16 protein-coding genes are annotated in these 26,374 nt (G+C 59.1%); 7 read left to right on the top strand and 9 right to left on the bottom strand.

Annotated features, from left to right (window positions below; genetic code table 11):
- Nucleotides 1-170 precede the first annotated feature (170 nt).
- Nucleotides 171-1,385: a class I SAM-dependent methyltransferase gene (locus tag N688_RS00310; RefSeq protein ID WP_081838347.1), complete on the top strand. Its 1,215-nt coding sequence runs from the start codon at nt 171-173 to the stop codon at nt 1,383-1,385.
- A 6-nt stretch (nt 1,386-1,391) separates the two neighbouring features.
- Here N688_RS00310 and N688_RS00305 read toward each other — a convergent pair whose 3' ends face one another.
- From N688_RS00305 to N688_RS00265, 8 genes are all read right to left on the bottom strand, one after another.
- Nucleotides 1,392-2,537, bottom strand: coding sequence for a hypothetical protein (locus tag N688_RS00305; RefSeq protein ID WP_156025226.1), 1,146 nt, complete (start codon nt 2,535-2,537; stop codon nt 1,392-1,394).
- The gene (locus N688_RS00300; RefSeq protein ID WP_052887421.1) at nt 2,534-3,097 is read right to left on the bottom strand and encodes a DUF4365 domain-containing protein; all 564 of its coding nucleotides are present in this window, start codon (nt 3,095-3,097) and stop codon (nt 2,534-2,536) included. Before N688_RS00300 ends, N688_RS00305 begins: the two co-directional genes overlap by 4 nt.
- 33 nt (nt 3,098-3,130) lie before the next feature.
- Nucleotides 3,131-6,916 carry a DEAD/DEAH box helicase gene (locus tag N688_RS00295; protein ID WP_162179463.1) on the bottom strand — a complete coding sequence of 1,262 codons (3,786 nt, stop codon included), beginning with the start codon at nt 6,914-6,916 and terminating at the stop codon, nt 3,131-3,133.
- Between the two features lie 293 nt (nt 6,917-7,209).
- Nucleotides 7,210-9,072, bottom strand: a complete 1,863-nt coding sequence (locus N688_RS00285) for a tRNA-guanine transglycosylase (protein ID WP_052891308.1) — start codon at nt 9,070-9,072, stop codon at nt 7,210-7,212.
- A 958-nt stretch (nt 9,073-10,030) separates the two neighbouring features.
- On the bottom strand, nt 10,031-11,233 hold the full coding sequence (locus N688_RS00280) for an LLM class flavin-dependent oxidoreductase (protein WP_052887418.1): 1,203 nt from the start codon (nt 11,231-11,233) through the stop codon (nt 10,031-10,033).
- Nucleotides 11,230-12,057 carry an alpha/beta fold hydrolase gene (locus N688_RS00275; RefSeq protein ID WP_052887417.1) on the bottom strand — a complete coding sequence of 276 codons (828 nt, stop codon included), beginning with the start codon at nt 12,055-12,057 and terminating at the stop codon, nt 11,230-11,232. The genes N688_RS00280 and N688_RS00275 overlap by 4 nt, the downstream gene beginning before the upstream one ends.
- A 288-nt stretch (nt 12,058-12,345) precedes the next feature.
- Nucleotides 12,346-13,443, bottom strand: a complete 1,098-nt coding sequence (locus N688_RS00270; protein ID WP_081838344.1) for a three-Cys-motif partner protein TcmP — start codon at nt 13,441-13,443, stop codon at nt 12,346-12,348.
- A 269-nt stretch (nt 13,444-13,712) separates the two neighbouring features.
- On the bottom strand, nt 13,713-15,170 hold the full coding sequence (locus tag N688_RS00265) for a radical SAM family protein (protein ID WP_052887415.1): 1,458 nt from the start codon (nt 15,168-15,170) through the stop codon (nt 13,713-13,715).
- 389 nt (nt 15,171-15,559) lie between these two features.
- Between N688_RS00265 and N688_RS00260 the strand changes: the two genes are divergently transcribed.
- The 6 genes from N688_RS00260 to N688_RS00235 all read left to right on the top strand — a co-directional run bounded on the left by N688_RS00260 (nt 15,560) and on the right by N688_RS00235 (nt 24,448).
- The gene (locus N688_RS00260) at nt 15,560-16,699 is read left to right on the top strand and encodes a LacI family DNA-binding transcriptional regulator (protein WP_081838343.1); all 1,140 of its coding nucleotides are present in this window, start codon (nt 15,560-15,562) and stop codon (nt 16,697-16,699) included.
- A gap of 98 nt (nt 16,700-16,797) precedes the next feature.
- Complete coding sequence (locus N688_RS00255; protein ID WP_052887413.1) at nt 16,798-19,272, top strand: glucosidase family protein; 2,475 nt, start codon at nt 16,798-16,800, stop codon at nt 19,270-19,272.
- A 284-nt stretch (nt 19,273-19,556) separates the two neighbouring features.
- A complete protein-coding gene (locus tag N688_RS00250; protein WP_081838342.1) occupies nt 19,557-20,945 on the top strand; it encodes an ABC transporter substrate-binding protein in 1,389 nt (462 codons plus the stop codon).
- Between the two features lie 201 nt (nt 20,946-21,146).
- Nucleotides 21,147-22,109, top strand: a complete 963-nt coding sequence (locus N688_RS00245; protein WP_052887411.1) for a carbohydrate ABC transporter permease — start codon at nt 21,147-21,149, stop codon at nt 22,107-22,109.
- A gap of 86 nt (nt 22,110-22,195) precedes the next feature.
- On the top strand, nt 22,196-23,104 hold the full coding sequence (locus N688_RS00240) for a carbohydrate ABC transporter permease (RefSeq protein WP_052887410.1): 909 nt from the start codon (nt 22,196-22,198) through the stop codon (nt 23,102-23,104).
- Nucleotides 23,105-23,158: 54 nt separating this feature from the next.
- Nucleotides 23,159-24,448, top strand: a complete 1,290-nt coding sequence (locus N688_RS00235; RefSeq protein WP_052887409.1) for an amylo-alpha-1,6-glucosidase — start codon at nt 23,159-23,161, stop codon at nt 24,446-24,448.
- Between the two features lie 153 nt (nt 24,449-24,601).
- Here the strand turns inward: N688_RS00235 and N688_RS00230 are convergent, their stop codons facing one another.
- Nucleotides 24,602-26,284, bottom strand: coding sequence for a 5'-methylthioadenosine/S-adenosylhomocysteine nucleosidase family protein (locus tag N688_RS00230; protein WP_052887408.1), 1,683 nt, complete (start codon nt 26,282-26,284; stop codon nt 24,602-24,604).
- Nucleotides 26,285-26,374: the final 90 nt, after the last annotated feature.

The following is a 26,374-nucleotide window of genomic DNA, read 5'->3' as shown; positions in this document are numbered from 1 at the left end:
GGAGAAGCAAAGAGAGCAACCAACAAGGAGGTCGCAGAGCAGCACCGCGCCGCGGCCAGTCAACGAATGGGAATGGGGCGAGGCAAGAGAGCGCGCCGTCACAGGGCAAGAAAGGATCTGGATGAAGCTCAGGAGGAGCGAAAAAAATATCGTAGGGAGCGGTTGTAGCTATGAATATCTTGCATTGGCTGAAGCAGTTGTGGCAAGGCAAGGGTCAAAGGCGCGGGCTGCGGAGAGCGGCGCCATTGCAGATAGTTGCTGGGACCGGAGCAGCGGAGCGAGGGCCGACGGAGGCTCATCCAGAGCAGGCATCGAAGGCTCGGAGAGACAGAAATCGAGTCAGGCCGGTAGCGACTACCTCTTTCGGGCCAGCATCTCCTGGGGCCTTGCAGGCCGCCGGCGTCGTGAAATATGTAGCGATTGGAAGCAGGCCAGGCTGTGGAGGCAACGGACAGATTCAGCAGCCCAGGGCCACGGACCAGCTGGAGCTGGTGGGAGCTGGCAGTACGCTCACCCAGCGACAGGCGCTAGAGCGGTATCCGACTGTCCGGCTTCCTCAGCCACCGCAGGTCGCGGCTTTCGCCAGGCGCTACTTGATCGATACAGACTATCTGCTGCCGAAGGATCTCGTTGAGGCCAATCGACTTGATTTCCAGCACTTCTACCTGAAGCATGTCCTTAAGAGCAACTACCTGGCGCCGCTTGACAAGGAGCGAGTGCGGGCGATTCTCGACGTCGGCAGCGGTACAGGACGGTGGGTCATCGAGATGGCGCGGGCTTTTCCCCAGGCGCGTGTCTATGGTATCGATCTGGAGTGGTCGACGCCGTCGCAGAAGCTGCCGCCGAATGTGAGCTTTTTGCAAGGGAACGTTCTGCAGGGCCTGCCCTTTCCCGCCCATACCTTTGACTATGTTCACCAGCGTTTGCTTGCAATGGGTATTCCAGCGAAAAGCTGGCCCTTCTTGTTGCAAGAGTTGCAGCGGGTGACAGCGCCCGGCGGCTGGATCGAGCTATTCGAAGGGGGAGACACCTTCGTGAACGCGGGTCCCGCTCTCAGGCTATTCATCGAGTGGTATCGCCAGGCCAGCAAGCGAGCTGGCTATGATCCAGCCATCGCGGATCGTCTTGGCAACCTTTTCCAGGGTCTCGGTCTGCGCCATGTCCGTCTAGAGACGCTGAGCGTGCCGGTTGGCCCCTGGGGTCGCCACGAGGGTGTGATGCTGCAGAAGAACCTGATGGCCACTTTTCCAGGTCTTTTCCCGCTTTTACATCAGCAGCTCAATATTGATGAGAAGCAATTTGATCTCGTCTTACGGGAAATCGATCGAGAGATGGAAATATTGCAAATAGAGTATCAATATTATGTAGTCTATGGACAGAAATGAGGCTTACTAAGCCAGTTGCTCAAGTATCCGAAAATCGCGGGGATAGAGTAAGTTCCAGATTTTCCTACGCTTCCCGGGGGTAGGTACCAGTGTTCCGGTCACGCTGACAAGGCGTCGATCGCGATGAGCATCACAAGCAAGTGCATACTGGGAGGATTCGAGGGAGAGGTGCAGCGTACCCAGTTCAGGGCTTTTCAGGCGCACCTGTCCTCGCTCTGCATCCTCCCAGTGTAATTCAGTGATTACACCTGTGATGGTTTGCTCCTCTCCACTGATTCCCTCGTGGCCAACTCGCAGGAGCTGAGCAGCCTTTTCAAGGTAGGGAATTGAAGAGCGATGCAGTTGCAGGGGAGGGAGACGAGAGAGGTCGCTAGGAGCAGACAAGAGAGGTGACCAGCTAACAGAGTACTCCACAGCGGTATCACCAACTACTTTGAGCATTTCGGCCACAGCGCTGCACATATTGGCATTCAATCCTTCTGAGTAGCGCTCGACGAGAAGTCGATCATCTCCTAACTGAGCGGCAGTGCTAAGCATGAGCAGCCCTCTTGTAATCCGCTCGACTACCCTTCTGCCAAGAGGAACAGGAGATCCCTCCAGGGAAGCAAACGGCAGCTGTCCTTGCTCACTAGTCACTGGGGCCTGAAATACAAAACCGAAGCTCGACTGATAGGTGTGACCGAATTGAAAACGTTTGGAGAGCCTCCTGGCAGTAGCAGTTGGCTGGACGAAATAGCGTTGTCCTATCAGCTCCATACAGGCAGAAAAGGTGACGAGATTTCTGCAGCCGCTCAAGAAGGAAGACACAGTCTCTAACGAGGGAAGTTCTGAGGGAGCAATAAGCAAGCGCAAGTAAATGGCATCAGCACTGGCCGCACGAATGCGGCTAATGAGGGTAGTTGGAGGCACACGCTCAATCTCCGCCAGCCTGTGCAGAGCTTCGGTCAGGCGCAGCTCGGCACCTCCCAGATCCTTCGAACGGGGCAATGCAATGAGCATCGGCTCACCTAGTTTATTGGGCGGGCCAGCAAAGACCAGCAGCTGCTGATCGCTGCACTCGATCTGGCGCCAGTCATGCGCTTGCAGGTAAGCCTGCACGTCGGCAATGCTCACCAGGTCAAGCGGGAGCTCCTCTAACGATCTGTGCATCATAACCTTACCTTCGCTTGCGCCTCATCAAGCAGACTGAGCAACACTGCTTCCGTAAAGAGGTTCGCTTTAGGAACATAGATTGTTTTAGATCTTACTTGATCAATTTCAACATGTCCCTGGGGCCTCCAGTAGTAACAACACTTGTAGATGCTCAGGCATTCCTCACTTTGATGGAGCCAGTGATCAATACTTGGTGGCAGGCAGAGTAGTAATAGAACAGAAAAGATGCTATTCACGAGCTTGCGATAATTTTTTGCAGGGAGATCATAGACGATATAGTCTCCTTTCAGGCGGTAGTTGCGCGAGGCTTTCAATTGCGCATCTACCATCATGCTGCCACTATCATCGATCTCGCCGTCAATGATCCTTGGCCTACGAAAAGAGATGTCGATGCCGTAATCTCTCTTCAGGAGCGAGTAATTGACGCCAGCTTTGGCGGCAAGAGCCAGGACATATGCCAGGCTGAGCTCCTCGGCGCGATGGGCCTCTGGCATCATCGAGGGTGTAGGAGACGAGGGTGAAATAGGGGAGAAAAGGTCGGCCCTCTCTTCAGTTGCCATGGCTCAACTCCTATCCTGACCTATCAGGCGACTTTAGAGAAGGAAGAGCGCCCACTCCCGTCCTTGACGATCCAGTGGCCAGCAAGCCACAGTTTCCAGTCCCAGACGGGCCGCGTCAGCGTGTAGCTGATCAACCTCGCTCCGTGAGGTACGGCGTAGCAGCTGCCGTAAAAGGGCTTCCCCCACACGGCGACTGACATATGGCGCTTGTCTGTAGCGTCCTCGACAGCAGGTCGTGACATAGATACAGACGGGACAGCCATCATGTGTATAGCAGGAGAGTTTGCTGCTCTCGTCATCTGCAAGCCGGCCAGAGCTATGCTGACGGGTCCATTCTGCCTCGTCAGCAATCTGATCGAGAACCATCTGTCTCGACAACGTTTGGGACAGGGGGTTCATGGGCTCTGAGGACACCAGCCAACTGCGCCCCAGCTCCTCACGCCAGCCTGGCTCTATCGGCTGCTGGGGATCCTCTGCCAGGTGAATCGGGCAAAGTACACAAGCCAGCAAGGCCTGGTAGACTTCCTTCGGTCGCGTTTTCAGGGCATGGGCAAACACCTCCGAGAGTCCAGTGCCGCCCTCATAGCCTTCCCAGACAACTACCTCACACCGCTGGACATCATACCAGTACTCCAGTGCCTGCTCATTGACGCCACTTATAGTGGCAATAGTTTTGTAGAGCATATGAGCAGCGGTATGGAGAATCAGCTCGCTGTCCAGATGCTTGAGCTGCCCTTGTACCTTGATCTGGCCAAGCTCCCGCTGGAGCTGCTGATCAGCGAGTAGCGTCGTGACGAGATGCTGAAGCTGCCAGCGAATCCCATCAGTGGTGAGGTCGTAGCGCAGGGGGATCTCATAGCGAGCCAGGAAGGAGAGCGGTGGCCTCTTTTGCGGAACATAGTGCCCGTTGGCTTCCGGGAGCATCCGACGCGCGGAAACCTCCGCCCCTTCGACCATCGTCACGCCTTTCATGGTCTTAAGAAGACTGAGGGAGAAAGTGAGTCGTCGCTCTGCAGGGCCAACCGCGTAGCTGCGCTTGATCACTGGAGATGCCTGCAACGTTACGTAACGAAGCTGCGAGTCACAGCAGTGGCGTGTACGACTTATACTATAAATCATGCGACACTGCTCGCACATCTTAACGACCTGCTGCCCTTGCTTATCCGTCTCTAACGTTCTTACAGAGACCTTATATGGCGCGAAAAACTCAGCGTGATGCAACCCCTCAGCCCCTCGAAGCCGAATTGTGATTTCCTGGTCGCTACTTCTCTCAGGGAGAGGGACAACGTCTATGGTTGAGATATGACGAGCGTAGTAGCGATAGAGCGTCCTGTAAGGAATGAGCGCATTAGCAAGTACGCCGATGTTCTCTAGCTCAACCTTGGTTTCAGGCTCTACTCCCTCCCCTCTAGCCAGGCTGGCATTGACAAGAATTGGCTTTGTGGCCAGGAAATAACCCTCTGGCAAGAGGTACTCCACTCTGTAAGTGCAAGCGCTGTCACTAGTATCGTCCAGGTGGAGATAGAAGCTAGCCTGCAGCACAATTTTCATAGCCTCAGGTGGGTAGCGAAGGATTCTCTTATCCTTAAAAAGCTCTCCCAGTTTAAAAAAGAATTTATACAACCTTTCCACATCACTAAAATTATTCGTATCATTATCAGCAATATTTTTCCATAAATAAGCCATTTTTCTCGTTATATATGAAATTTTTTCAATTGTATATTTGTCCTTAGTATTGTACAAGATATTAGATAGATAATTATCTATTTCCAGGAAACGTTTCGAGATCTCCTCAGAGGAGGAACCTTCCTGCTTCAAGAAATCCAGGCTCAAACGGGCAGTCTCTTCCAACGTACATATCTCATCTTCTATACGATCTATGAGCGATTTTAGCCCTAATTTGTGCTCCAATTCTATTTTATTAGTGTTTATCCACTCTTTTAAGAATTTTACCTTTTCCTCTAAAGAGGCATCGCCATAATTAATTAATTCATCTCCATAATAATGCTTAATTATGCCACAATTACTAATATTGTTCCATATCCATTGCAGTAATCCTTTCTCAACCTTGTGCAGAGAGGTATAGGCAGCTAATTCCTTCCGCTTTCTTGAGATGATACCATGTATTGCGGAGATAACAGGATTGTCAGTCTTGAGCGGCAGCTCGTAGCTGCCCTCGATCAGCCGCCTGTAATGGCGGAGGTAGAAATGGCTAATCGGAGAGGTATCCAAGACCAGCATACTATAGGCAGTCGAGCGCCAGCCCCGACCAGCCCGGCCACGCCTCTGAATAAAGGAAAATAGGGTGTGAGGAATAAGATACTGGATAACCGCTTGAATACGACTATCATCAACGCCAATCTCAAAAGCCGCCGTAGCTAGTATAATATCCTCGTCGTGATAAGTAGCTTTAGCCTTAGATGTAACTTCCACTATTTTCAATGGTTGCATATGCAGATCAGGAAGTTCGTTGGTACACTGCTCGCCAGCAGGCAGGCCACGCCAGCACTCGCCCTGCTCATAGACGCGACACGAGGCTGGAACTGTACGCGGACACCGACGCTGGTTGAAGCAGAGCTGTTCCAGGTTACAGCGAAATGACCAGAGCCGGCGCTGCTCTTCGGCATCGCTGATCTGCGCATGGAATCTGCCGACCATGTCAAGGGAATCGCAGAAGACAGTACTTCGTCCCTCTCCCCTGAGCAGAGCATGACCCACAGCCATCACTGCCTGAATCAGTAAGGAAGAGGCCTCCACCTGCTCTTCGGGTTTCTGCAAGACATAGAGCAGTTCGAGACCCGTCGGTACGCTGCTGCCATCTTCAGCCTTGTGCACAACAAGCTGGTCAGACTTCTCTCCATAGAATAAGCTGGCGGCAAACCTCTCAGGCTCAAGAATAGTTGCACTTGCTGCTAACTTGGCGAGTGCTTGACCGCCTCTGAGTTCCTCAAGGCGCCTCAGCATGTGATGGATATGCGCCCCGTAGATTGAGTGATAGACGTGAGCCTCATCAAGGACAATACCCGTTATCGACTTAATGTAATTCTCAAATTTCTCCAGAGGATATACAGATATTTGGTCAAAAGACTCAGCAGTTGTAATCAGTAGATGCGGCATCAGGTCGGCATGGTAGTTTCTCCCAATAGAGACATGGAAATTTGCCCCACAGTTATTACATTTCAACAATGTATTCTTTCTTTTATTGTATTTTACAGACTTCAATTCATAACTTCCTTTTTTACAAATCACACATTTATCTATATATATGAATGTACGACTTTCAAAGATTTCACTATTTTCAAGGGCAGACTCGGGGTCCGGTCCCACCCCACCAAACTGAAAACCTATCGTGATGCGCCCCCTTTCAGGATGGAAAACCTCGCCCCACATGCTCTTTTGGCTTATTTCCAATTCGGCACGATACACATAGCGCAGGACCCGCTCCAGCTGGTCCTTCAGCAAGGCGACTCGCGGATAGAGCAGAACGAAGCGCGGCACCTGATTGGCAGGTACTTTTTTCGCCAATTGGCGAGTAATCTCATAGATAATAGGCAGCAAGAAAACCTCAGTTTTACCGCTGCCTGTGGGAGCAGTAATCACCATACCCTGACTATGGCGAATGACCTGCAGCGCCTTCTCCCAGCCCTCGACTTGGAAAGTGGAGACTCGGAGTTCTCCTTCTTTAGCGGCAGGGCTACTGTCCTGATGCCGCTGCTCCTCCTCACTGGCCTTCAAGAGCTGAGCGATCGCCCCAAGCTCTCCCGTCAGATCTTCCAGGCGAAGATCGCGCGGCGGTCGCCGCCTTACCAGCGCTTCCATGCGCATGTGCTCCACCAGTGGTCTCGACGGTCCCAAAGCACTGAAGCGCTGTCGGAGCTGCTTCAGAGGACGAACAAGCTCTATCGCCCGAGGCAAAAAAATGTCTCCTCCCAGAGCAACGAATTCCTCCCTCAGCTCTTCCCTCTTACAGAGAGGTTCTATACGCTGATGATAGCGTTCCCAGAGCAGGTTTGGCGGGGGAAAATCGCGAGCGGTTATGATATCTCGCACCATATCCTGAAGCAGGTCCCGCATCTCCTCATAGGAGGACATGGTCTTCTCCTTTCCAACGACTAGCGGTCTCCCTGTTCCAGCTGCATGAGAATGGAGGCCACGAGCTGTTCCAGATGCTCCCGGCGAAAGAATTCGGTCAGTCGACGGGCTTTCGGTTTGCAGGGCAGCACCTCCAGCCGGCCCGTGCGGCGCGCCGCCAGCTCCATCGCCTGCCGATAGGCTCGACTCGTCGCATACCCCAGGCAGGCCACGTAGTGCTCTCCCCAGCGCTCCAGATAGCGGGTCAGCCGCCCGGCCACCAGCTCGATTTGTGGCTGGTTGCTTCCCTCCAACCGGAAGTCGTAGCCCAGCACTTCGGGGACCTGCTCCCACTCCTCGGGCACCGGCCCATACAGGCCCGAGAGCGTTACCCAGTGAATGCCGTCCAGCTGCTCACCCAGCGCCGCCTGCAGCCGCTCTCTGACGTAGCGGTGCGTGCGCGACTGCGAATAGGGTTTCTCTCCCGAACAGGGCAACACCAGCAACACCCGCTTGTCCGCCGGCGGCGCATAGCCATTGCTGACAATGTTGAACGCCTCGGGGGTGTAGGCCAGGGAGACGGGTCGACCGCTCCCGGTCCCCACCGGCAAGCTGGGCTGACTGGCCAGAGCAAACGAACGCCGCGAGCCGAGCCGGCGCAAGCGCTCGTCTCGCTGCTGCAGGTGGGCCAGCGCCTCTCGGAGGCGCTCCTGTCCCTCCACCCAGCGCAGCAGGAAGTCCGCCAGGGCGTCTGCTGCCACCGCCTGACGCACTTCCTCCACCAGACGGAGGTCTTGCTCCAGGTTGTGCAGGGCCACCTCGGCATAATAGCGGCTCTTATAGGCCCCATTCTCTAATGGGCGACCCGCCGGGGTGAGGGAGGTCAGCCCCGCCTGCAGCTCCGCAAGCGAGCTGGTCTGACACACCGGGCAGTCGCAGGTCCGCTCTTGTAACTCCAGGACCGGCACAAAGCGATGCCTGACGGGATCGTGATAGCGGAGGCTGCGCGCCATCTGCACGTAGGTGCTCGAATCAAAGGTATCGATCCCCAGATAGACGAGGAGAGGAATCAGATTGCCTGTGACCCCAAACAGGTGCACTGGGGTCGTGGGCCGCTCGGCTGCCGGAATGCCCTCGATGGCGGCCTGCACCAGGTCGATCAGGGTCAGCAGCTTCTCGGCCCCCCGCAGGCGAAGCGGGACCAGCGAGCCGATGGCAATCCCCAGCGGGATGCGCTGCAGCCCCTCGGCCTCGCGCAGCGCAAAGACACGCTGTACCGAGTGGCGCAGGTCGTCGGGGGTCTGCCCGTGGACCGCCGCATACACGAACGGGGGAGGGCCGGGCTGCTCCGCCAGCAGGCGCAGGGTGATCCCCACATTGGCCAGGCTGCGCGCCATGCGCGCCTCGGCCTCTGCGCGCACCAGTCCGGGTGGCAAGGGATAATCGAGGGTCGCGAGAAGACTGGCCCCGAAATCCTGCTGTAAGCGCAGAATGGTCTGCGGCGTGGCTTCCAACCCATAGCGCGAGAGGTCGAGCTGACTGTTCCACAGCAGCCGGAAGCCTCCAGAGTCACAGAAGAGGGGCGCCCGATAGTGCAGCTCAGGAAAGGCGGCCTGATAGTGCTCGCGCAAGGGACGCTGCCGCCAAAAAGCCAGCCACTTGGGCCGAAGGGAAAAATCCAGGAAGTGGAGGACCTGGGTCATGATGGGCCTGTTCTGCCGCAGCAGCCCCTGGGGATGGGCCTGCAGCACATATTTCCAGATCCCTCCTCCGCGCGGCGTGGTGCCTGTGATCAGGGAAGCGACAGGAAAGAGCGCTGGCGTCTCCACATCGCCTTCGTTGAGCTGAAAATACCCAGAACGTGGACCCCTCTCGCGGCAGCCGCGGAATCCCACAGTGGTCATGCTCTTCTCATCTTCACCCTCATATTTGTGCAAAAAGGCAGGCTCTCCTTTCTGAGGATGGCCTTCAGTTTCCTCCGACTTTAGAGGCTACTTTTTAAAAATAAGTATACTTCGTTCTCTTTGAAAAAGCAAGCTGCTCTGCCTTTTCGAGTCACTTGCTCCTCACATATCGATGGCAATACCCCCCAACCTTCCAGATTCTTTTTGAACTGAGCAGCCTCACGCCTGCCCTGCCAGCGATTGCCACTTATACACCCTCTAGAGATTAGCCAGTTGCTCTCGCCGTGGGGGCAAGAGCCTTACTTATTACCAATGCGCAGCTTACCTGGTTCCCTCATCAAGGGGGGAAGGGCACATGGCGAGCATGACCCCACCAACGCCAGGCCAGGACCAGACTGCCCAGTATTGCACACAAAATCCAGCCGTCCGATCGACAGCTGGCTCTACCTCAAGAGCCAGAGCTTTCCCGGACGGCTGGAAGGTGCGAGAGCACAATCCTGCCAGGTGAGATCAGGAGAGCTGGCTCACCCCTCACCCTCAGATTGCCTCTGCCGCCTATGCGCTAAGTCGCTAGAGCCACCGAGGCCACTAGAAGCATTGCCCTCCGAAGGTATTACTCGCATGTGAGCTTGCTGAGACGATTCGGCTACAGCCGCCCTTTGACGGGCGGCACAGCGTGGGCAAACCAACCGAGGAAGCTTCTCTTTCAGCCAGATCGGTGGCGCGGTCGCTGCAAACACAATCGATCTCCCCCTTGGGGCTTGCCCTCTCAGATAACGGGAGATCCGATTACCTGAGTAGATAAGCAAGCAGGAAATTCCGCTGTTCTGCGTCTCTCCTATATGGAGGACACGCGCCACCCCCCGACAGCTGACAGAATACTCCCGAAAGTACCGGTTCGCTCCCTCCCTCCTGGTTGCTTCCGCTTCCTCACACGGCGCACTCTCTTCCCAGGCTCTCAGGGCTGCTCACTGTGGACCTCGACCGGTCGTGACGCCGGTGGTAGCTCCTGTTGCCGGAAGTAGGGCATCACCTCTTTGGCCATCATCTCCTGATGCTTGAGTACCAGATAATCAGGCATGCCATCGGTGCAGCCGCCAGTGACCAGCATGCCTGCATGCAGCACCTCCGTATAGTAGCTCAGCTTCTCGATAACGGTCGCCGGACTGCCCGCAATGACCACACCCTGCTCTACCAGCTCCCTGAAGGTCGTGTTGCCAAAGCCAAAACTGGCCCGGTTCTCGATGGCGGCTCGGATGCTGCGCAGGCTCATGTAGCCTGGCGGCATGAAGAACTCCGTTGGGACCTTCATGGCCTTCTGGAAGAGCCACATCATGTAGCGCTCACCTTCTTTCATGGCCAGGTCGTCGCTCTCGGCGATGGCAATGGGCACGCAAAAAGCCAGTTGTTCAGGCTGGGCTTCGTAACCATACTTCTCCTCAGCCAGGCGACGATATAGCTCGTAGGCGCGCTTGCGCTGCTCCATCGGCATGAAGACGGTCATATAGGGATAGCGATGAGCAGCGGCAAAGTCGATGGTTTCCAGGCTGGCAGTGCCCGGCATCCAGATCGGCGGATGCGGCTTCTGCAGAGGTCGCGGCCAGATGTTGACATAGCGATAGTTGTAGTGCTCGCCCTCGAAGCTGAAAGGACCGGGCCGCGTCCAGGCCTGGATGATGAGGTCGTGCGCCTCGTTCATGCGCTCACGGCTGAGGGTGGGGTTAATGTTGTAGCTGAAGTACTCCATGCCGGTGCCGCGCACAAAGCCGGAGATGATGCGTCCGCCACTGATGACATCCAGCATAGCGATCTCTTCCGCAACGCGCAGAGGATCGTCGTGGAGCGGCAGGGCGTTGCCAATGATGCCGATCCTGGCCCGTTTGACGCGCTGGGTGAGAACGGCGGCCATGATGTTGGGCGAGGGCATCGTACCATAGGCATTTTGATGATGCTCATTGACGCAAACGCTGTCCCAGCCCAGTTTGTCGGCGCGCTCTAGCTCGTCAAAGTAGCGGTTGTAGAGAGCATGTCCTTTCTCGGGATCATAGATGCTGTTGGGCAGCGTCACCCAGGCCGAGTCGTACTTTTCGTCAAAGTCGGGTGGCAGATCAGGCCAGGGCATAAGATGGAAGTAGTGAAAAGTGAGTCGGGGGCGGCTCATGAGGGCTTCACCTCCTGTTGCTGCTGCGGCTCCACGAGAAATGAGGAGATGTGCGCAGCCCATTGCTGGGCCTGCTCGAACATGGGCATGTGGCCCGTCCCTTCAAGCATGACAAGCTGCGCGCCGGGAATGAGACGCTGCCACTCCTGGCCATAGGCAGGTGGAATCAGACGATCGCGCGCTCCCCAGACGATCAGTGTGGGACAGCTCAGCCCCTGGAGACGCCGCGCCAGCTTCGGATCGTAGTGAGGATTCCAGGCCAGGGCGGCCAGAGTGGTTCGCTCGGCATAGAGGCGCACAAAGTAGTCGGTGTTGATCTCGCGCGGAATCAGCGGAGCAGCGGTCATGAGATTCTCAAAGCAGGTCTCCAGCAGCCGCTGAGGACTCAGGGCAAAGATGTCAGCCATCGGCACCCCTTTGACACGCAGGCCCGCAGCGTTAGAGAGAACCAGCCGACTGACGCGCCCGGGATACCAGACGGCGATTTCGGCGGCCATCCAGCCCCCAAGCGAGTGCCCAACCAGGGCGGCACGTTCAAGGCCCAGGGCCGTCATGAGCTCGCGGAAGTACAGAACGTAATCGCTCATGTCGTTCATCCAGTCTGGCCGCTCGCTAAGGCCAAAACCTGGGATATCAGGAGCAAAGAGGTGGAAGCGCTGGGCCAGGAGACGGTGGTAGTCGAGCCAGAGATTACCAAGATGGGTACCGTGCAGGTAGAGCAGCGGCGGAGCTGTGGGAGGACCAGCCTCGAAGAGATGGGTGGCTATCCCTTGCACTTCAATGGTGCGCTCAATCCGGTCGCTGGCGCGATCGGCTTCGGTCATCGTTGACACTCCTTTCTCTCCAGATGCAGAGTAAGAGCATGACTTCGCTCAGACGCAGGTGCATATCTGGGCCTGTACATCGACCCTGGCCGCTCCTCTCTTCCTGCTCTCAATAGAAGAGAGAAAGGGTAACGCCCGGTGGTCGCCCGCTTGCCCCACGACGACCAGGAGCAGCGGAGGGAACACAGACAAGACACTGCTCACGGAGAGAAGGATAACATACAAGACGGTCCCCTGGCCGCCCAGCGGAACATGAAGTCGGGGAGAGAAAGGATCAACAACCAGAGCTTAGCGGAAATAGATCAGGAGCGTAGGGTCCTTGTAGGTGCCTTTCCTCCGCCCCTCCTCACCACAGACCACAATCTGCTGTCTATCCTCCAGGAGTTTCAGGCTCGACTTGTACTTGAAAAAGGGGGTATCGGCCATAACGAATTCTTCAATTTCATCTATAGTCACTTGGTGCCCTCTGAAATGCTCATAGAGCAGCGTGGCCAGGATTTCTGGATCATCATTCTGGAGCAAGAAGCCCTGTTCCAGGCCTGTGCAGTCAGAGAAAACGAAGTTGCCTGTTGGGTCAACCTTCCACATCGCCCGCTTCATCTCTTGCATGCCTCGGCGATGCTTTGTAGCAAAGAAGAGAAAATAATCGGTCGTGTTCTTCCTATCACGCATACAGAATGAGCGCACGTAGCGAGCGCCTGCGACAGTCAAAAGCTGCTGACGATAGAGGTCATGCAGGCGCCGCTGACGCGTCTGGACATCAGGGGCGTCCAGGAGCAGCATTTGCCATGCGGGAGTGCCGAAGAGCGCGTCATAGTGCTGCCGCTTGGTCCTGTAAACAGCTTCCAGAAAGCGATTGATTTCCTGATACATGAAGGTGATCAAGACCTCACAGCGAGGGCAGCCCATCAGGTTGCGAATAACATCCATAGGTGCATGGGAGAAGCCAAATGGATCGATAAAGACAAACATAGCATCATAGTGCCTGCAGCCGCCAGCCAGAAGATTGGTCATTGCGTCTACAAATCTGCCCGTATATACCTCGTAGGTCGCGGTGGCGGGCAGCGGCTGGCGCTGCAGATGGGCCTGGAGCTTCTGCCGAAGATGAGCCGCGCGCCTTGGATCAAGCTCCACAAAGAGGAATTTCACTCTACCCCGTCGGAGAGATTCCGCGCGATGCAGCTGATAGGCGTTGATCATCAGGAGCGGTGAGCCGATTTCTCCTCCGACATACTCCCCCGGACCAGCAAAACCATCGATCAGCAACCCGCTTCTCCCCTCACGGATGAGGATAGGGAGCCAGGCATCCAGGTATTTGCGCAGAATAATGTGTTTCGCACGCGTGTGATCATCCAGCTTCCAGATCACTGACTGCGGAGCCATCATGCGCTCCTTTCTAGCTCGCCGCTTCTGGCCGTCTCCAGGACAAGGCTAGCAACGCCACCCTCCTCAACCAGTCAACCAGGCCCAGGCTCTTTGGTGACAGCAAGACACGCGCTACACGCCGAGATCAGAGCTTGCACCACTCTCCGGATCTTCAATTTTTTAATAAACAAATCGCACTATCAGTTTTATACATCCTTATCAGAGTATACCCAATGAAAGGTTCTTTGGCAAGTGAAATCTCCTAAGATAATCAAGCGAGCATTAAAATGCTACTCCTGTAGAGTGTGATTGATGATAGGAAGCGGGCTGCGTTGTAGCTGAGCACGGAGGCGATAGCTGATGTGGCAGGCGCAGGGCATGCTGCTGATCACCCCGGCTTTGAGGAACTGCAGGGCCTCCCGTGGGTCCGCCTTGCAGGGAGTGGTTTGCACCTGCCCCAGTCCGTAGCGCTCCAAGAGCAGCCGCACCCAGTGGTAGAGCCGCTGCTGCCGCGCCGCCGATGGGCGATACTTGTGTGCCACCACCTCCGGCTCCAGCTCAGCGAGCAAGGGCGCCACCTGCTCCTCGGGCAAGCTCGCCTTGAGCAGCCGCGGCATCTGCGGCGAGAAGCGCAGAATGTCCACAGTCATCCGCTTGAGCCGCGGCCCCAGGATGTCGCCGATCTGCGCAAACAGCTCGTGGTAGGCTCGGCGGTAGCCGGCCACTGGAATGATCGGTCCCAGCCGGATCGTATGGTCCAGGGCTCCATGCTCAATGGCCCAGGCCAGCCCACGCAGGCGGGCCTCCGGTGGGGCACCACCTGGCTCAAACTGCGCCGAGATAGCCGCCGGGTTCAGACTGATCGCCACGAGGGCCAGCCGGCCATCGAGCTGCAGGTAGGGCTCGTAGACCCCCTTGGTCAGGAAGAAGGAGACGATCCCGCGCGCGCTGGAGAGATCCAGAATGGTCTGCACCAGCGAGCCGCGCCCCTGCGCATCGACGAACCAGGGATCTTCCTCGACAGGCCCGCCCAGTTCCGCCCAGTTGACCACACTGCCCCGCGGCAGACGGTCCAGCTCGGGGATGACGTCTTCCAGATTGAGCGCCACGCTCTTGAGGCCCATCCCCTGCAGGCCACGCAGGTAGCAGAAGCTGCATTCGACCGGGCAGACGCCCTGCGCGTAGTTGCCCCGCAGGAAGCCGCGAATCGGTTCGGCCTCCCGCTCCTCCTCGCGGGAGCGGGTGCCGGCGATCCAGGTCTGGCGGCCCCGACGGTAGGCTACAATCGGCGTCCAGACCCCACAGGTCGTGCCAGCCCCGCCGACAAAGGGGGCAATGAACTGCGGGGTGCCGGCCCCGCCGCGCCGAATGAGCAGGAGGAGACGAGCCTTGCGCCGCGCCTCGTCCTCGGCGGGCCAGAGCTGCCGATGCAGCGTCAGCGCCTCGCGTGCCACCTCGCTCCGACTGCCGAGGCGCCGCAGATGGACCGCTGCCACCAGCGGCGCCAGGTGCCCCGCGGCAGCACTCGCCTGCTCTTCTTCCTGCCGACTGTGGGCGTGCAGCAGCAGGTGAGCGGGACGCGCCGGCGCCAGCCGGCGGCGATTCGCCAGCAGGCGAGTCGCCCGCTCCCCCGCCACGCCACTGGCCACGGCAGCATCCAGGACCACCAGATCAATCTCCGCCAGCCGTCGGAGCATCGACGGCTCCCCCAGCATGCCCTCTTTTTCACACGTTATCTGCTGCGTCATCGTAGAGTGCTCTCCTTGTGGTAGCGCCCCTGGCCGCCTCCATCCCTCCCCCCCCAGAGCCTGCGGCTCCTCCGTGGCCGATCGTACAAGTTGACAATAAATCGAATATTTGTTCAAGATCTTCTTCATTATACCCGAGCACGAGGACAAAGTCGAGAGAGCAGAGACAACGGGCTAGAAAAGCACCAGCTAGCACCCATCTGGCCCCCCGGACGCCCCCCGTTTTGGCCCAGTTTCCATCTTGACAGACAACCGTTCCGTATGGTATCTAATCAATAAGCTAACGCAACCGGTTGCGTAGGCAAACCAACCGGCAGGACCAATCAGAACGGATCGCAGCGCAGCGACCGATCAAACGAGCAACGAGACTGCGGTCAGGGGGGTCTCTGATGACCACACAAGAGCAGCACATGGAAAGCGCCGGCTCGAACGAGCCGCGACAGTCAGAGGGGCAGCCCAGTCGGGCGCTTCCCGAGCTGAACACTGTGCGGCCCACCATCGCGGAGATCGCCCGGAGGGCGGGCGTCAACAAATCGACCGTCTCGCGCGCGCTGCGTCAGGACCCCTCGATTCCGCAGGCCACACGCCAGCGCATCCAGGACCTGGCCGCCCAGCTCAACTACGTACCCAATGCCAGCGCCCGACATCTCAACCACGCACGCACTGACACTATTGCCCTGGTCTCGCGCGCCCTCAACCTTGACACAGGCGCAGGCAACGCCGATCCCTTCCTGGTTGAGCTGCTCGCTGGTATCGCCGATGAGGCCGCTGGTCATCACCTCGATGTTCTCCTGGTACGAGCAGAGGAAGGAGAACGCGAGCTAGGCGTCTATCAGCGCATCCTTGGTGGACGGCACGCCGACGGCGTGATTCTGACCGACCTGCGACCCAATGATCACCGTCTCGCCTACCTCTGCCGTCACCGCTATCCGCATGTGCTTTTCGGTCGCTCCGCCGAAGATCTGGCCGAGGCCCGTCTCTATCCCTACCCGTGGGCCGAAGTCGACAACCGCAGTGGGGCCAGAATCGGCACAGAGCACCTTCTCAGCCTCGGTCATCGACGCATCGCCTTCATTGGGGGCGGCGACACCTACCACTGGGAGCGCGACCGACGAGCCGGCTACCGTGAGGCCCTGGCAGGGGCCAACCTGCCCTACGATCCACGCCTGTGTATTCCAAGCGGCATCTCCCAGAAAGACGGCTATCTTCTCACCCAGCAACTACTCTCCTGGGAAGAGCCACCAACAGCGATCTTTGCCATCAGCGATGTACTTGCCGTCGGGGTAATGCGGGCCGCCCTTGACGCCGGGGTCCAGGTGGGACCTACTTTCTCGGTCATCGGTTTCGACGGTCTTGGGCTTGGCTCGTATCTCACTCCCCCGCTCACGACCTTACGCCAGCCCATCAACGAGGTGGGGCGCATCCTGGTACACCTACTGTGGGCCGTTCTGCACGGCGCCCCGCCAGAAGAGCCTTACGTCTTTCTACAACCAGAGCTGATTGTGCGCGCCTCAACGCGCGGTTACTAGCCGATAATAGCCACCAACAACACCAGAGCACACCTGTCTTCCTTGCATCTGGAAGCCAGAGCGGCCAGACCAGTATTGTCGAAGAGGAGAAAGAAACCGTGTACGAAGAGCAGCAAGCAGGCCCAGCCCTAGAGGCACGTCCCGATGGGAAGCGCTACTATGCCCTCAGCGGCAGGCGCCTCTATAGCATTGCCACCCTAGATGGCCGCTTTCCCGATGTAGGCTGGCACCAGCCGGGCGAGATGGGCGGGCTATGGGCCCCGCCGCTCAAGCTGCTCGATGGCTACTGGTTTGCACTGCGCCTGCCCGGAAGCGAGGAAGTGCTCTGGCTCACGGCCCCCGAGCGCTGGCAAGGGAGTGCCGCCGGCGTGACATTCAGCTACACCCTACCAGCCCTAAGCCTGGCCGTCGAGCGACACGAATGGATCGTTCCCGATGAGAGCGCCCTTGTCATCCAACTGACCTTGAGGGCGCTGCCCGCCTCAGAGCGCCAGAGCCAGGCGGCGCCACACCTGACGGCGACCGCGCCCGGCGAAGTGCTCTGCGGCCTGGTGGTGCGCAGCGATTTACACGGCGCCTGGATGGCCGAGGAACGTCTCGGCTGGCACGACGGGGAAGATCTGGCCGAGTATGATGAGGAGCTGGCCGCCGTCGTGCTGCGCGACGCGCTCCACCCCAGCTGGACGGCCTGCGTGGGAGCCACAGTCGCCCCTGTCTCCTGGCAGGTAGGCGACCCCATTTGGGGACCGGAGCGCACCGGCGGGCGCGGCACTGGCGCCGCGCTCTGGTATCGCTGCCAGGTCTCTTCCGCCGGACCTGCGCAGCTCAGTTTCCTCATCACCGGCCCCGCGCGCACCGCGGGGTCGGCTGCCGACCTCTTTGCCCGCCTGGCGTGTGGGGGACACGTCACAGGTGGTCTGACGCCCGTGCTCGTCGAAGCTCAGCACCGCGCCCAGGCTGAGTCTCGCTCCCCCTTCGAGCACTGCGTCCTCTCCTCGCCCGACCTGGCTTTCAACGAGGTCTTCGCCTGGTCTAAGGCCAATACCGCTCGCCTCCTACTGGAGGTGCCAGGCATCGGCACCGGTCTGATGGCCGGCCTGCCCGATTTCCCCTGGTGGTTTGGCTGCGATACAGCCTATGGAGTGCTGCCGCTACTGCCCAGCGGACAGACCGAGGCCGCCGTAGCCAGCCTGCGCACCCTGGCCGCCTTCGGCGAACGCTGCGACCCTCACAGCGCCGTGCCTCACGAAGTGCTCCCCTATGGCCAGCTCTGGGCGAGTGGCAACCTGGTAGAGCTGCCGCTCTTCGTGCGTGCACTCTACCACACCTACCGCTGGACAGGGGACCAGGGCCTGCTGAGAGAGCTGTTCCCTTTCTGTCTGCAGGCCCTGCGCGCCTGGCCGCTGGCCGACTGCGACCGGCGCGCTACCCTGGTCCCCCACGGCAAAAGCATCGTAGAGACGCCGGAGATGGCCAGCGATGAGGTGCAGGCGCTGGACGTGGCCGCCTACCTGGCCGAGGCCCTGGACTGCCTGGCAACCCTGGCCGCTGAACTGGACGACCCCGGGCTGGCCACTGACCTGCACCAGCGCGCCGCGCAGACCCGCGCCCATGTGCGCGACGCCTGGTGGGTGGCACGCGAGGGCCTCTTCGGCGATCTCTACGCCTCCCCCTCCAGCTTGCGCCAGCACCAGACCCTGTTACGGGCCCGCGCCTCCCAGGCGGCAGAGGAGAGCGAGGCCCAGGTCCTGCAGGAAGCCGCGGCAGCTCTGGAGGAAGCCCTCCAGGAACAGGCCACTTCCTCCGACTCCAGCAGCACCCAGCCCGAGGAGGCCCCTCGCCCCTGGCTATTGTACCATATGGTCCAGGCACTGGCCCTGGATGCTGGCCTGCCCTCCCTGACTCAGGCTGGCTCACTGCTGGCCCGCCTCCAGACCCCCGAGTGGCAGGAAGCCTGCGGGCTGGTCCTTAATGCCCGGCGCAACCGAGCGGTTATGACCTTACCATCGGGGGCCCTGGCAACCGGCGCGGCTCGCTACGGTCACCCCGATCAGGCTCTGGCCTGGATGCTGCGCATGAGCACAGCCTTCGGCCTGGCCTCCCCTGGCACCTTGAGCGAGTACGCTCCCGATGGCGGCTGCTTCTTGCAGCTCTGGTCAAGTTACGGCATCGTCTGGCCCGTCGTCCATTATTTTTTCGGCCTCCGTCCCGACGTTGCCAAACGCCGTCTGCTCTGTATCCCCCAGCCCCCCAGCAGCTGGCCCCGAGCAGCCCTGCGCCACATCCCTCTCGCTTCAGCTTCTCTCGATGTCGAGCTGACCGTAGAATCGGATGGCCTACAAGTACAGCTCACCATCAGTGAAGCAGACTGGGAGCTGCTGCCCGGCCTGGCCCTCCTGCCCGGCCAGCGTATCCGCGAAGCCCACCTCAACGGTAGGCCGGTGACGCTCCATCCGGTCCAGCTCTCCGGATTCGAGGAGCGCACCATCTGGCTCGCCCCCGCTTTGCGGCAAACCACTACTTACGAGCTGCTGGTACGCTGGTCCCCTTCCGCCAACGGGACCGATCCCTAGGAGGTGAGCTTGAGCTAGTGTGCGCCATAATTACTCGTTGTATCGAATCAATTATCTTTACTCAATTTTTCTTGCAATGATGCAAGAATTTTGAGAGGAGCAACAACAGCATTTTGCTTGATCTGTCTCTCTGTCTATACCCAACCCTGCCAGACTCAGCCAGGCAAGCAGTGATAAGGCAAGCTCCTATTGAGCCTTCTGCGTCCACAGCGCCATCTCGTCCGAGCTGACCTGGCAGCGGAATCGGTAGAGCAGCCGATGAGAGCAAACAAAGGAGTTCACTCATGCCCAGTAGAACGAGAAGAAGGAGCCTCTGGAGTATCTTCATAGCCCTCACCCTCGTGGCCCTCCTCACCGCCTGTGGAAGCAGCAGCAATAGCAGTGGAGGCACGAACAGCGGAACCGGTGCCAGCGTTACAGGGCCAAAGAACGCCCTTGTGCGCTGCCCGAGCAACACAAACACCACGGCGGCCAGTCCTGAGACTGGTCAGATCCATCTGGTGGTGGCTGGCTGGTCCTCCACGCCGGCGGAGGATGCGCTGGTCAAGCAGGGACTGCAGAATTTTGAGAAGCTGCATCCCAACGTGAGCGTCACCTGGACGCCCATCCCCGGCGACTACGCCACTAAGATGCGGGCCAACGTCGCCAGCGGCAACGTGCCTGACGTCTTCTACCTGCAGCCGCCAATGGCCCAGGAGTATATCCCCGCCGGCAAACTGCTCAATCTCAGCCCCTACATGGCGCGCGACCAGGTCTCGCCTTCGACCTACTATCCGTCGCTGATGCAGGACTTCGATTGCGCCGATGGTACGGTCTTTGGCATTCCGAAGGACTGGAACTCGCTTGGCCTCTTCTACAACAAGACGCTCTTCCAGCAGGCCGGCCTCGGTGATCCCTCCAACTGGACCTGGGATGATCTGAAGAATGCCGCCCAGAAGCTGACGAAGCGCGGCAGCAGCCCGGCCAACAGCGTCTATGGTATCGCCCTACCCGCCGACACTTCGCGCTGGGGCGCCTTCCTCTTCGCCAACGGCGGCCAGATGGTCTCAGCCGACGGCAAGCAGGCCCTCTTTAATAGTCAGGCCGGCATCCAGGCAGCTGAGTTCTACACTTCCTTCAAGCAGAACCATACCGGCGTCATGCCCGGCGACGTTGGCGCCAGCTGGGACGGCGATGCCTTCGGCAAGCAGCAGGTGGCTATGACCCTGGAAGGCGGCTGGATGATCCCCTTCCTGGCCCAAAACTATCCCAAGGTCCAGTACGGGATCGCACCGCTGCCTATGGGGCCGAGCGGCAAGCGCGGCAATCTGCTCTATACCAATGCCTGGGCCGCCTACTCTGGCACAAAGTACCCTGGCATGGCCTGGGAGCTGATCAAGTATATGACCGGCGCCGAGTATCAGACGCAGGTGCTGCATGACGGGTTCGCCCTGCCAACCCTGACCTCGCTGGCCAACGACTCCTACTTCCAGCAGAATCCAGGGGTCAAGGTTCTCCAGGATGGGGCTGCCTATGGTCAGCCTGACTTCTACGGCGTGGCCGATACCGAGATCCACAACGATGTCAGCAATGCCCTGCAGTCCATCATGCTCGGTAAGCAGTCGCCTGCCGACGCGCTCAATGCCGCGGCCCAGAAGGTCAATACCTGGATCCAGCAGAATGTCGCACCCTAGCCCTGGCCGCTCGCGCTCAGGAGTAGACGCGAGCGGCCTGATCCTGTAGAGCAACAGGAGAGCGAGAGCAGTCAGGCTCGGTTGGAGAAGAGCCAGACCGCGCTCATTCCGGCCTCAGCCTGGCCCCTCGCTCTCCCAGCTCCTACTGAGAGCCGCGCCTTGTATCTCTACCCGGTCCGCTAGACAAAGGAGCCTTAGACCATGCAGCTGGCAGCAAGCAAAGCCCGCCCGGGCGGGCCATCCGGGACGCGCCGCAGTCTGCCTTTCAAGGTCAACCGGCGCAAGCTGACAGAGACCCTGACAGCCTACACGTTCCTGGCCCCGTACCTCTTTGTCTTGATCGTCTTCACGCTGATCGCCATCGTGACGGCGCTCACGTTGAGCTTCTTCTATGTTGATTTCGGCTTTACTACACCGATCTTCTATGGTTTCCGCAATTACCTGAACATCTGGTATGACCTGACTCACGACGGCGACTTCGCTGCAGGTCTACGCAACTGCGTTGAATACACCATTGGGGTCGTGACTCTTCAGACAACTCTGGCTCTCTTCCTGGCCCTCCTGCTGAATCAGAAGGTGCACGGACGGGGCTTCTTTCGTACGATTTTCTACCTGCCGTCCATGACTTCCTCGGTGGCCATTTCGCTGATCTTCTACTGGCTCTATCAGCCCCAGGGAGGGATCAACTACGTGCTCTCGCTGCTCCATATCCAGGGGCCGGCCTGGCTGGAGAACCCCTCGACGGCTCTGCCAGCTATTATGCTGCTCAACATCTGGACCACGGCCCCGACGTTCATGTTGATGTATCTGGCAGCTCTGCAAGATATCCCTTCCACCCTCTATGAGGCCGCCCGCGTCGACGGAGCCAATAGCTGGCAGATGCTCTGGAAGATCACTGTGCCCCTGCTGCGCCCAACCACCTTCGCCGTGGTGGCCCTCGGCTCGATCGGAGCCTTTCAAATGTTCGACCAGGCCTTCGTCATGGAGGGGGCCTCTGGAACCCCACTGCGCTCAACTCTGACAGCGGCGATGGTCATTTACGACACGGCCTTCCAGAAATCGCTAATGGGCCTGGCCTGCGCTCAAGCCTTTGTACTCTTCATTATCATCTTTGCAGTCACACTGCTCCAGAAGCGCTACATCGACGCCAACATCCAATACTAACCAGCAATGGCCGAGTTGCAGAAGAGAGAGGTAAGCGAGGCAGACCGCGCCTGGTCTGTCTCTCAAGCAAGAGAGGAGTAAGACCTATGAGTACGATTGGAGGCGTAGCCAGAGCAGAAAAGGCGCAGCTGCCATCAGTTGCCGTCTCGATGAGGCGTCGGCCCCCGCTGCCGCTGCAGCCGGGTCAGCTGGTCCTCTATATTGTGCTGATCGGCTATGGGCTATTCTCGTTGGCTCCCTTCCTGTTCGCCTTTTCCTCCTCCTTTAAGACTTACGCGCAGGTGCTCTCGTGGCCGCCGAGCCTCTTGCCCAATCCGGCCACCCTTGACAACTATCGCTTCATCCTGAGCGGGGCCCAGCTCTTCCCGCGCTATATTCTGAACTCGCTCATCTACGCCGGCGCCGTGACGGTTCTCAACGTGCTCCTGGCCTCGATGGCCGGCTACGCCTTTGGGCGTATGGAATTTCCGGGCAAGAACTTCTTTTACCTGCTGACACTGGCCGTGTTGATGATTCCTTCACAGCTCATTCTGATCCCGAAGTTTCTGGTGGCCTATACGTTGCACCTGACCGATAATTATGGCGGTCTGATCGTGCCGGCGATGGTCACGCCCACCTCGGTCTTCCTGATGACGCAGTTTCTCAAGACGCTGCCACGCGAGCTAGAGGAGGCGGCTCTGATCGACGGCTGCTCACGTTTTCGCGCCTTCTGGCAGATTATCTTCCCCCTGGTCCGACCAGCAGTCACAGTGGTCGCGCTCTTATCCTTCCAGGGGGCCTGGAATGAGTTCCTCTGGCCACTGATCGTAATGTCCCACCAGGAGAACTATACGTTGACGGTGGGCCTGGCCTTCTTCAAAGGGAACTACGTGACCCAGTACAATCTGGTGCTGGCGGGTGCGATGATCTCGATTGCGCCGCTGGTGATCATCTTCTTCATTTTCCAGCGCTACTTTATCCAGGGTCTATCTACGTCGGGCCTGGCCGGCAGATAGAGGTCCGGCTGGCACAACATCACGGATATTCGCAGAACGATTGTGGTGAAGTCTATGCACGAGTCGGAACAGACTGCTCATCTCGTCCGCTGGCTGGAGCGAGGACGGGCCTGGTTGGACGAGCTACAGACGCCTACCGGCCTGCGCGCAAGCAGCGCCGCTGATCACTACCATGCCCTGTTTGGACGCGACACACTCTGGTCGGTGCTGCTAGTGTTGGAGGCCGCGCGACTGCGCCCGACCGATCAGGCCCTGGCCTCTTGGGTGAGGGAGTTCGCTGCACGTGGCCTGCAGGCGCTGGCAGCAACGCAAGGCACGAGCGAGCGAGATGAAAACGAGGAGCAGCCAGGCAAAATCATTCACGAGTACTGGCCGGAACCGCGCCGTTGGCCCGAGGGTGTCTGGCCGCTGTGGGAGGGCCGCTACTACGGTTCGGTGGATGCGACCTATCTTTTTCTGATCGCTGCTGCGACGGTCTGGCAGCAGGTTGAGGGCGGGCGTCAACTGGTCGAGCAGCTCTGGCCCCATGTCCTGGCAGCACTCGATTGGGCCTTGAAGTATGGCGATGTCGATGATGATGGGCTGATCGAGGTGCAGCCGCGCCAGCCTCGCGGCCTGGGGCTGCGCAATCAGGTCTGGAAGGACAGTAACGACGCTCTGCTGCTCGAAGATGGCGCTCCCCCCAAGCCACCAGTAGCCTGGATCGAGCTGCAGGGCTACGCCCTGGCCGCTTTCCGCGAGATGCGTCCCCTGCTCCAGGCTGCAGGAGCTGAGGCCACGCTCCTGCGCGAGTTAGAGGAGCGCATAGAGCGCCTGCGCAGGGGCCTACCGCGCTTCTGGCTGCCTGCAGAGGGCTGTCCTGCTATGGCTCTCTCTCCAGAGAAGCAAGCCATTCCCCTGGTGGCCTCCAATATGGGGCATCTGCTCTGGTGCGCCGCTCTGGAAGAACCCTACGCCTCGCAGACGGCAGAGCGCCTGCTCCAGCCCGACCTGCTCACCCCCTGGGGCATCCGCACGCTCTCACGCACCTCGTACGCTTTCGATCCGTATTCCTACCACCGCGGCACTGTCTGGCCATTCGATAATGCCATCATCGCTTCCGCTCTCTGGCGCATGGGCCGCCGTAGCCAGGCCCTCATCATCAGTCAGCGCCTGCTGGAGGCCTTGGCCCTCTTCGATTCGCCAGTGGAACTCTACTGCGTTCTGCCTCCGGAATGGATTCTAACCCCGACTACGGGCGGAGCCGAGGTGCTGGCGGTCTATACGCGCTCCTGCAAGGTCCAGGCCTGGACCGCCGCCGCTCTGATACTGGCCGCGGCCCAATTGCTGGCTGAGGCCGGCTGATGAGCAGATGGCCGCCAGGCAGGTCCGTCAGCCCGCAAGCAGAGAGATGGGCGAAGGCGAGAGAGGCACACGGTCGCTGGCTACCGCGCGGGATAGACTGGCCAGGGCCGTGACCCACCTCCCTTCCGCTTCCTCCTGTAGTTAGCTTTCTATTCAGTTTGGGCCAGTAGCCAGAGGTGCCAGGCCCCCCTGAGCCAGCACATGCAGGATAAAGCGAGCTGCATTGCTGGCAGCCTTGCGCTGCCGCCGCTCCTTGTTCACATGCTTGAAGCCATCGGCCCAGTCGGCAATGGCCTTGACGAGAATCCAGTCGACTTTGTGGTGCTGGGCCGCCGCGCACAGTCCAGCTCCTTCCATCTCGCCGCCGATGGCTTCCGGCTCCAGGGCCTGCAGCTGATCACGATACTCCTTGTCGTTAATCAGCTTCTCGCCAGAAAGCAGCAGGCCAAACTGGACACGCTGCCCCGGCCAGCTCTTGGCACCGCTCTTGCAGCGATCCAGCAGCAACGGCGAGGCGGTCACCCGGTCGCCACGCAGGCGCACGCTGCGCTGGCCCTCGCGAGCAACTACGGCCTGTAGTTCATAGGCCAGGATCTGGCGTGCCACCAGAATGTCGCCAATGCGCTGTTCATCAGGCTTGAGGCCAAAGGCGATACCCACCATGATGACCGCCCGCGGCTGCAGATGACGAATGCTCTCGCTGACTGTAAGAAGGGAGCCAGCAACGCCACCTTGCCCCATTTCAGACTGTACCATGACCAGGCTGGTACCGCTGACTTCACCCAGAAGATAGTAGGTCTTCTGCTCAATGTAATACCGCTCAACCTGCGAGAAGAGCGCTAACACCTCCTGGGCTTCGACTTCGGTGACCGTCACAAGCAGCACATCGGCACGAGGCTTGCGTTGCAACGCTGAGGGGTTCCCTGTGGGAAGCACTGCCGGCGGGGAGAGCGGGCTCTGCTCTCTGGCTCGCTCGGTGGCGGCGACTGGGAGAGCGGCGCGCTGCTCCGCCAGCTCGGTCACTCTGACGACCTCCTGCATGGACGCAAGCAGGGCTTCTAGCTCAGCAAAGAAGGTTGCAGGTTGCCCACAGGCTCCGCAGATGAGAAATGGCGCACTTTCCCTATGGCGCGCCTCGATGATCTTGAGCAGCCGGTCATCTTCAGCTGGCGCCTCCGGTAAAACATAATAAATGCTGCTGTGACTGGTAGTACTCAGGAGCCGCAGAATCCCCTCTTCCTGACTAGGCGGCCCTATCACAATCAGATCTTCGTTGAGCTCTCGCTCCAGGATCTCACGCAGCGGATAGCGGAATTCCAGTAAATCGGGGAAATCGGGGACGAGGAGGCCAGCCTCGAGACTACCAAAGAGCTTCAAGAGGAGAATCCCATTCCCGCGCGCATGATCTTTCAGCTTCGCTTGAAGATAGGCTTCGCTCTCACGCCCTAGCACGAGCTGACAGAGCTGCTCCGGGCCTACTTCTTCGCTGGCAAAGGCTCGCTCCAGTAGCGTATCAACCCCGCTTGCCAGAATGGTCGTAAAGTAGCCCTGCTTACAGAGACGGGCCAGGGAACGATAGCCGTCCAGGTTCTGGGCTGTAGCTCGTGGAGAGAGCACATGCGCCAGGACTCCAAGACGATCGCGCGGGCCGAGCTGATGCAGGTATGCCCGGAAGTCGCTCCAGCGTTGACTGTGACAGATCGCCTGGCGTACCTCCACGGTCAGACTGGCGGCCAGGGTGAGTACGAGACGATAGGGCTGATGCCCCTGCCGTTTGCGCAGATTGAGCAGCCAGGCCAGCCGTGTCAGGGCTGGTGACATCGCTGTTTCTTCCATCGTTTCCTCCTCTCTGCTGGCTCAGGCTGGCTGGCTGACTGGCAGACCCGCATCTTGCCTTGCTTGCACTGGCACGCAGAACAGATGGCC

The sequence above is a fragment of the Thermogemmatispora carboxidivorans genome (assembly GCF_000702505.1).
GTDB classification, from domain to species: domain Bacteria; phylum Chloroflexota; class Ktedonobacteria; order Ktedonobacterales; family Ktedonobacteraceae; genus Thermogemmatispora; species Thermogemmatispora carboxidivorans.
The sequence above is the reverse complement of the archived record's forward strand: the minus strand, read 5'-3'. Positions and strand labels throughout refer to the sequence as shown.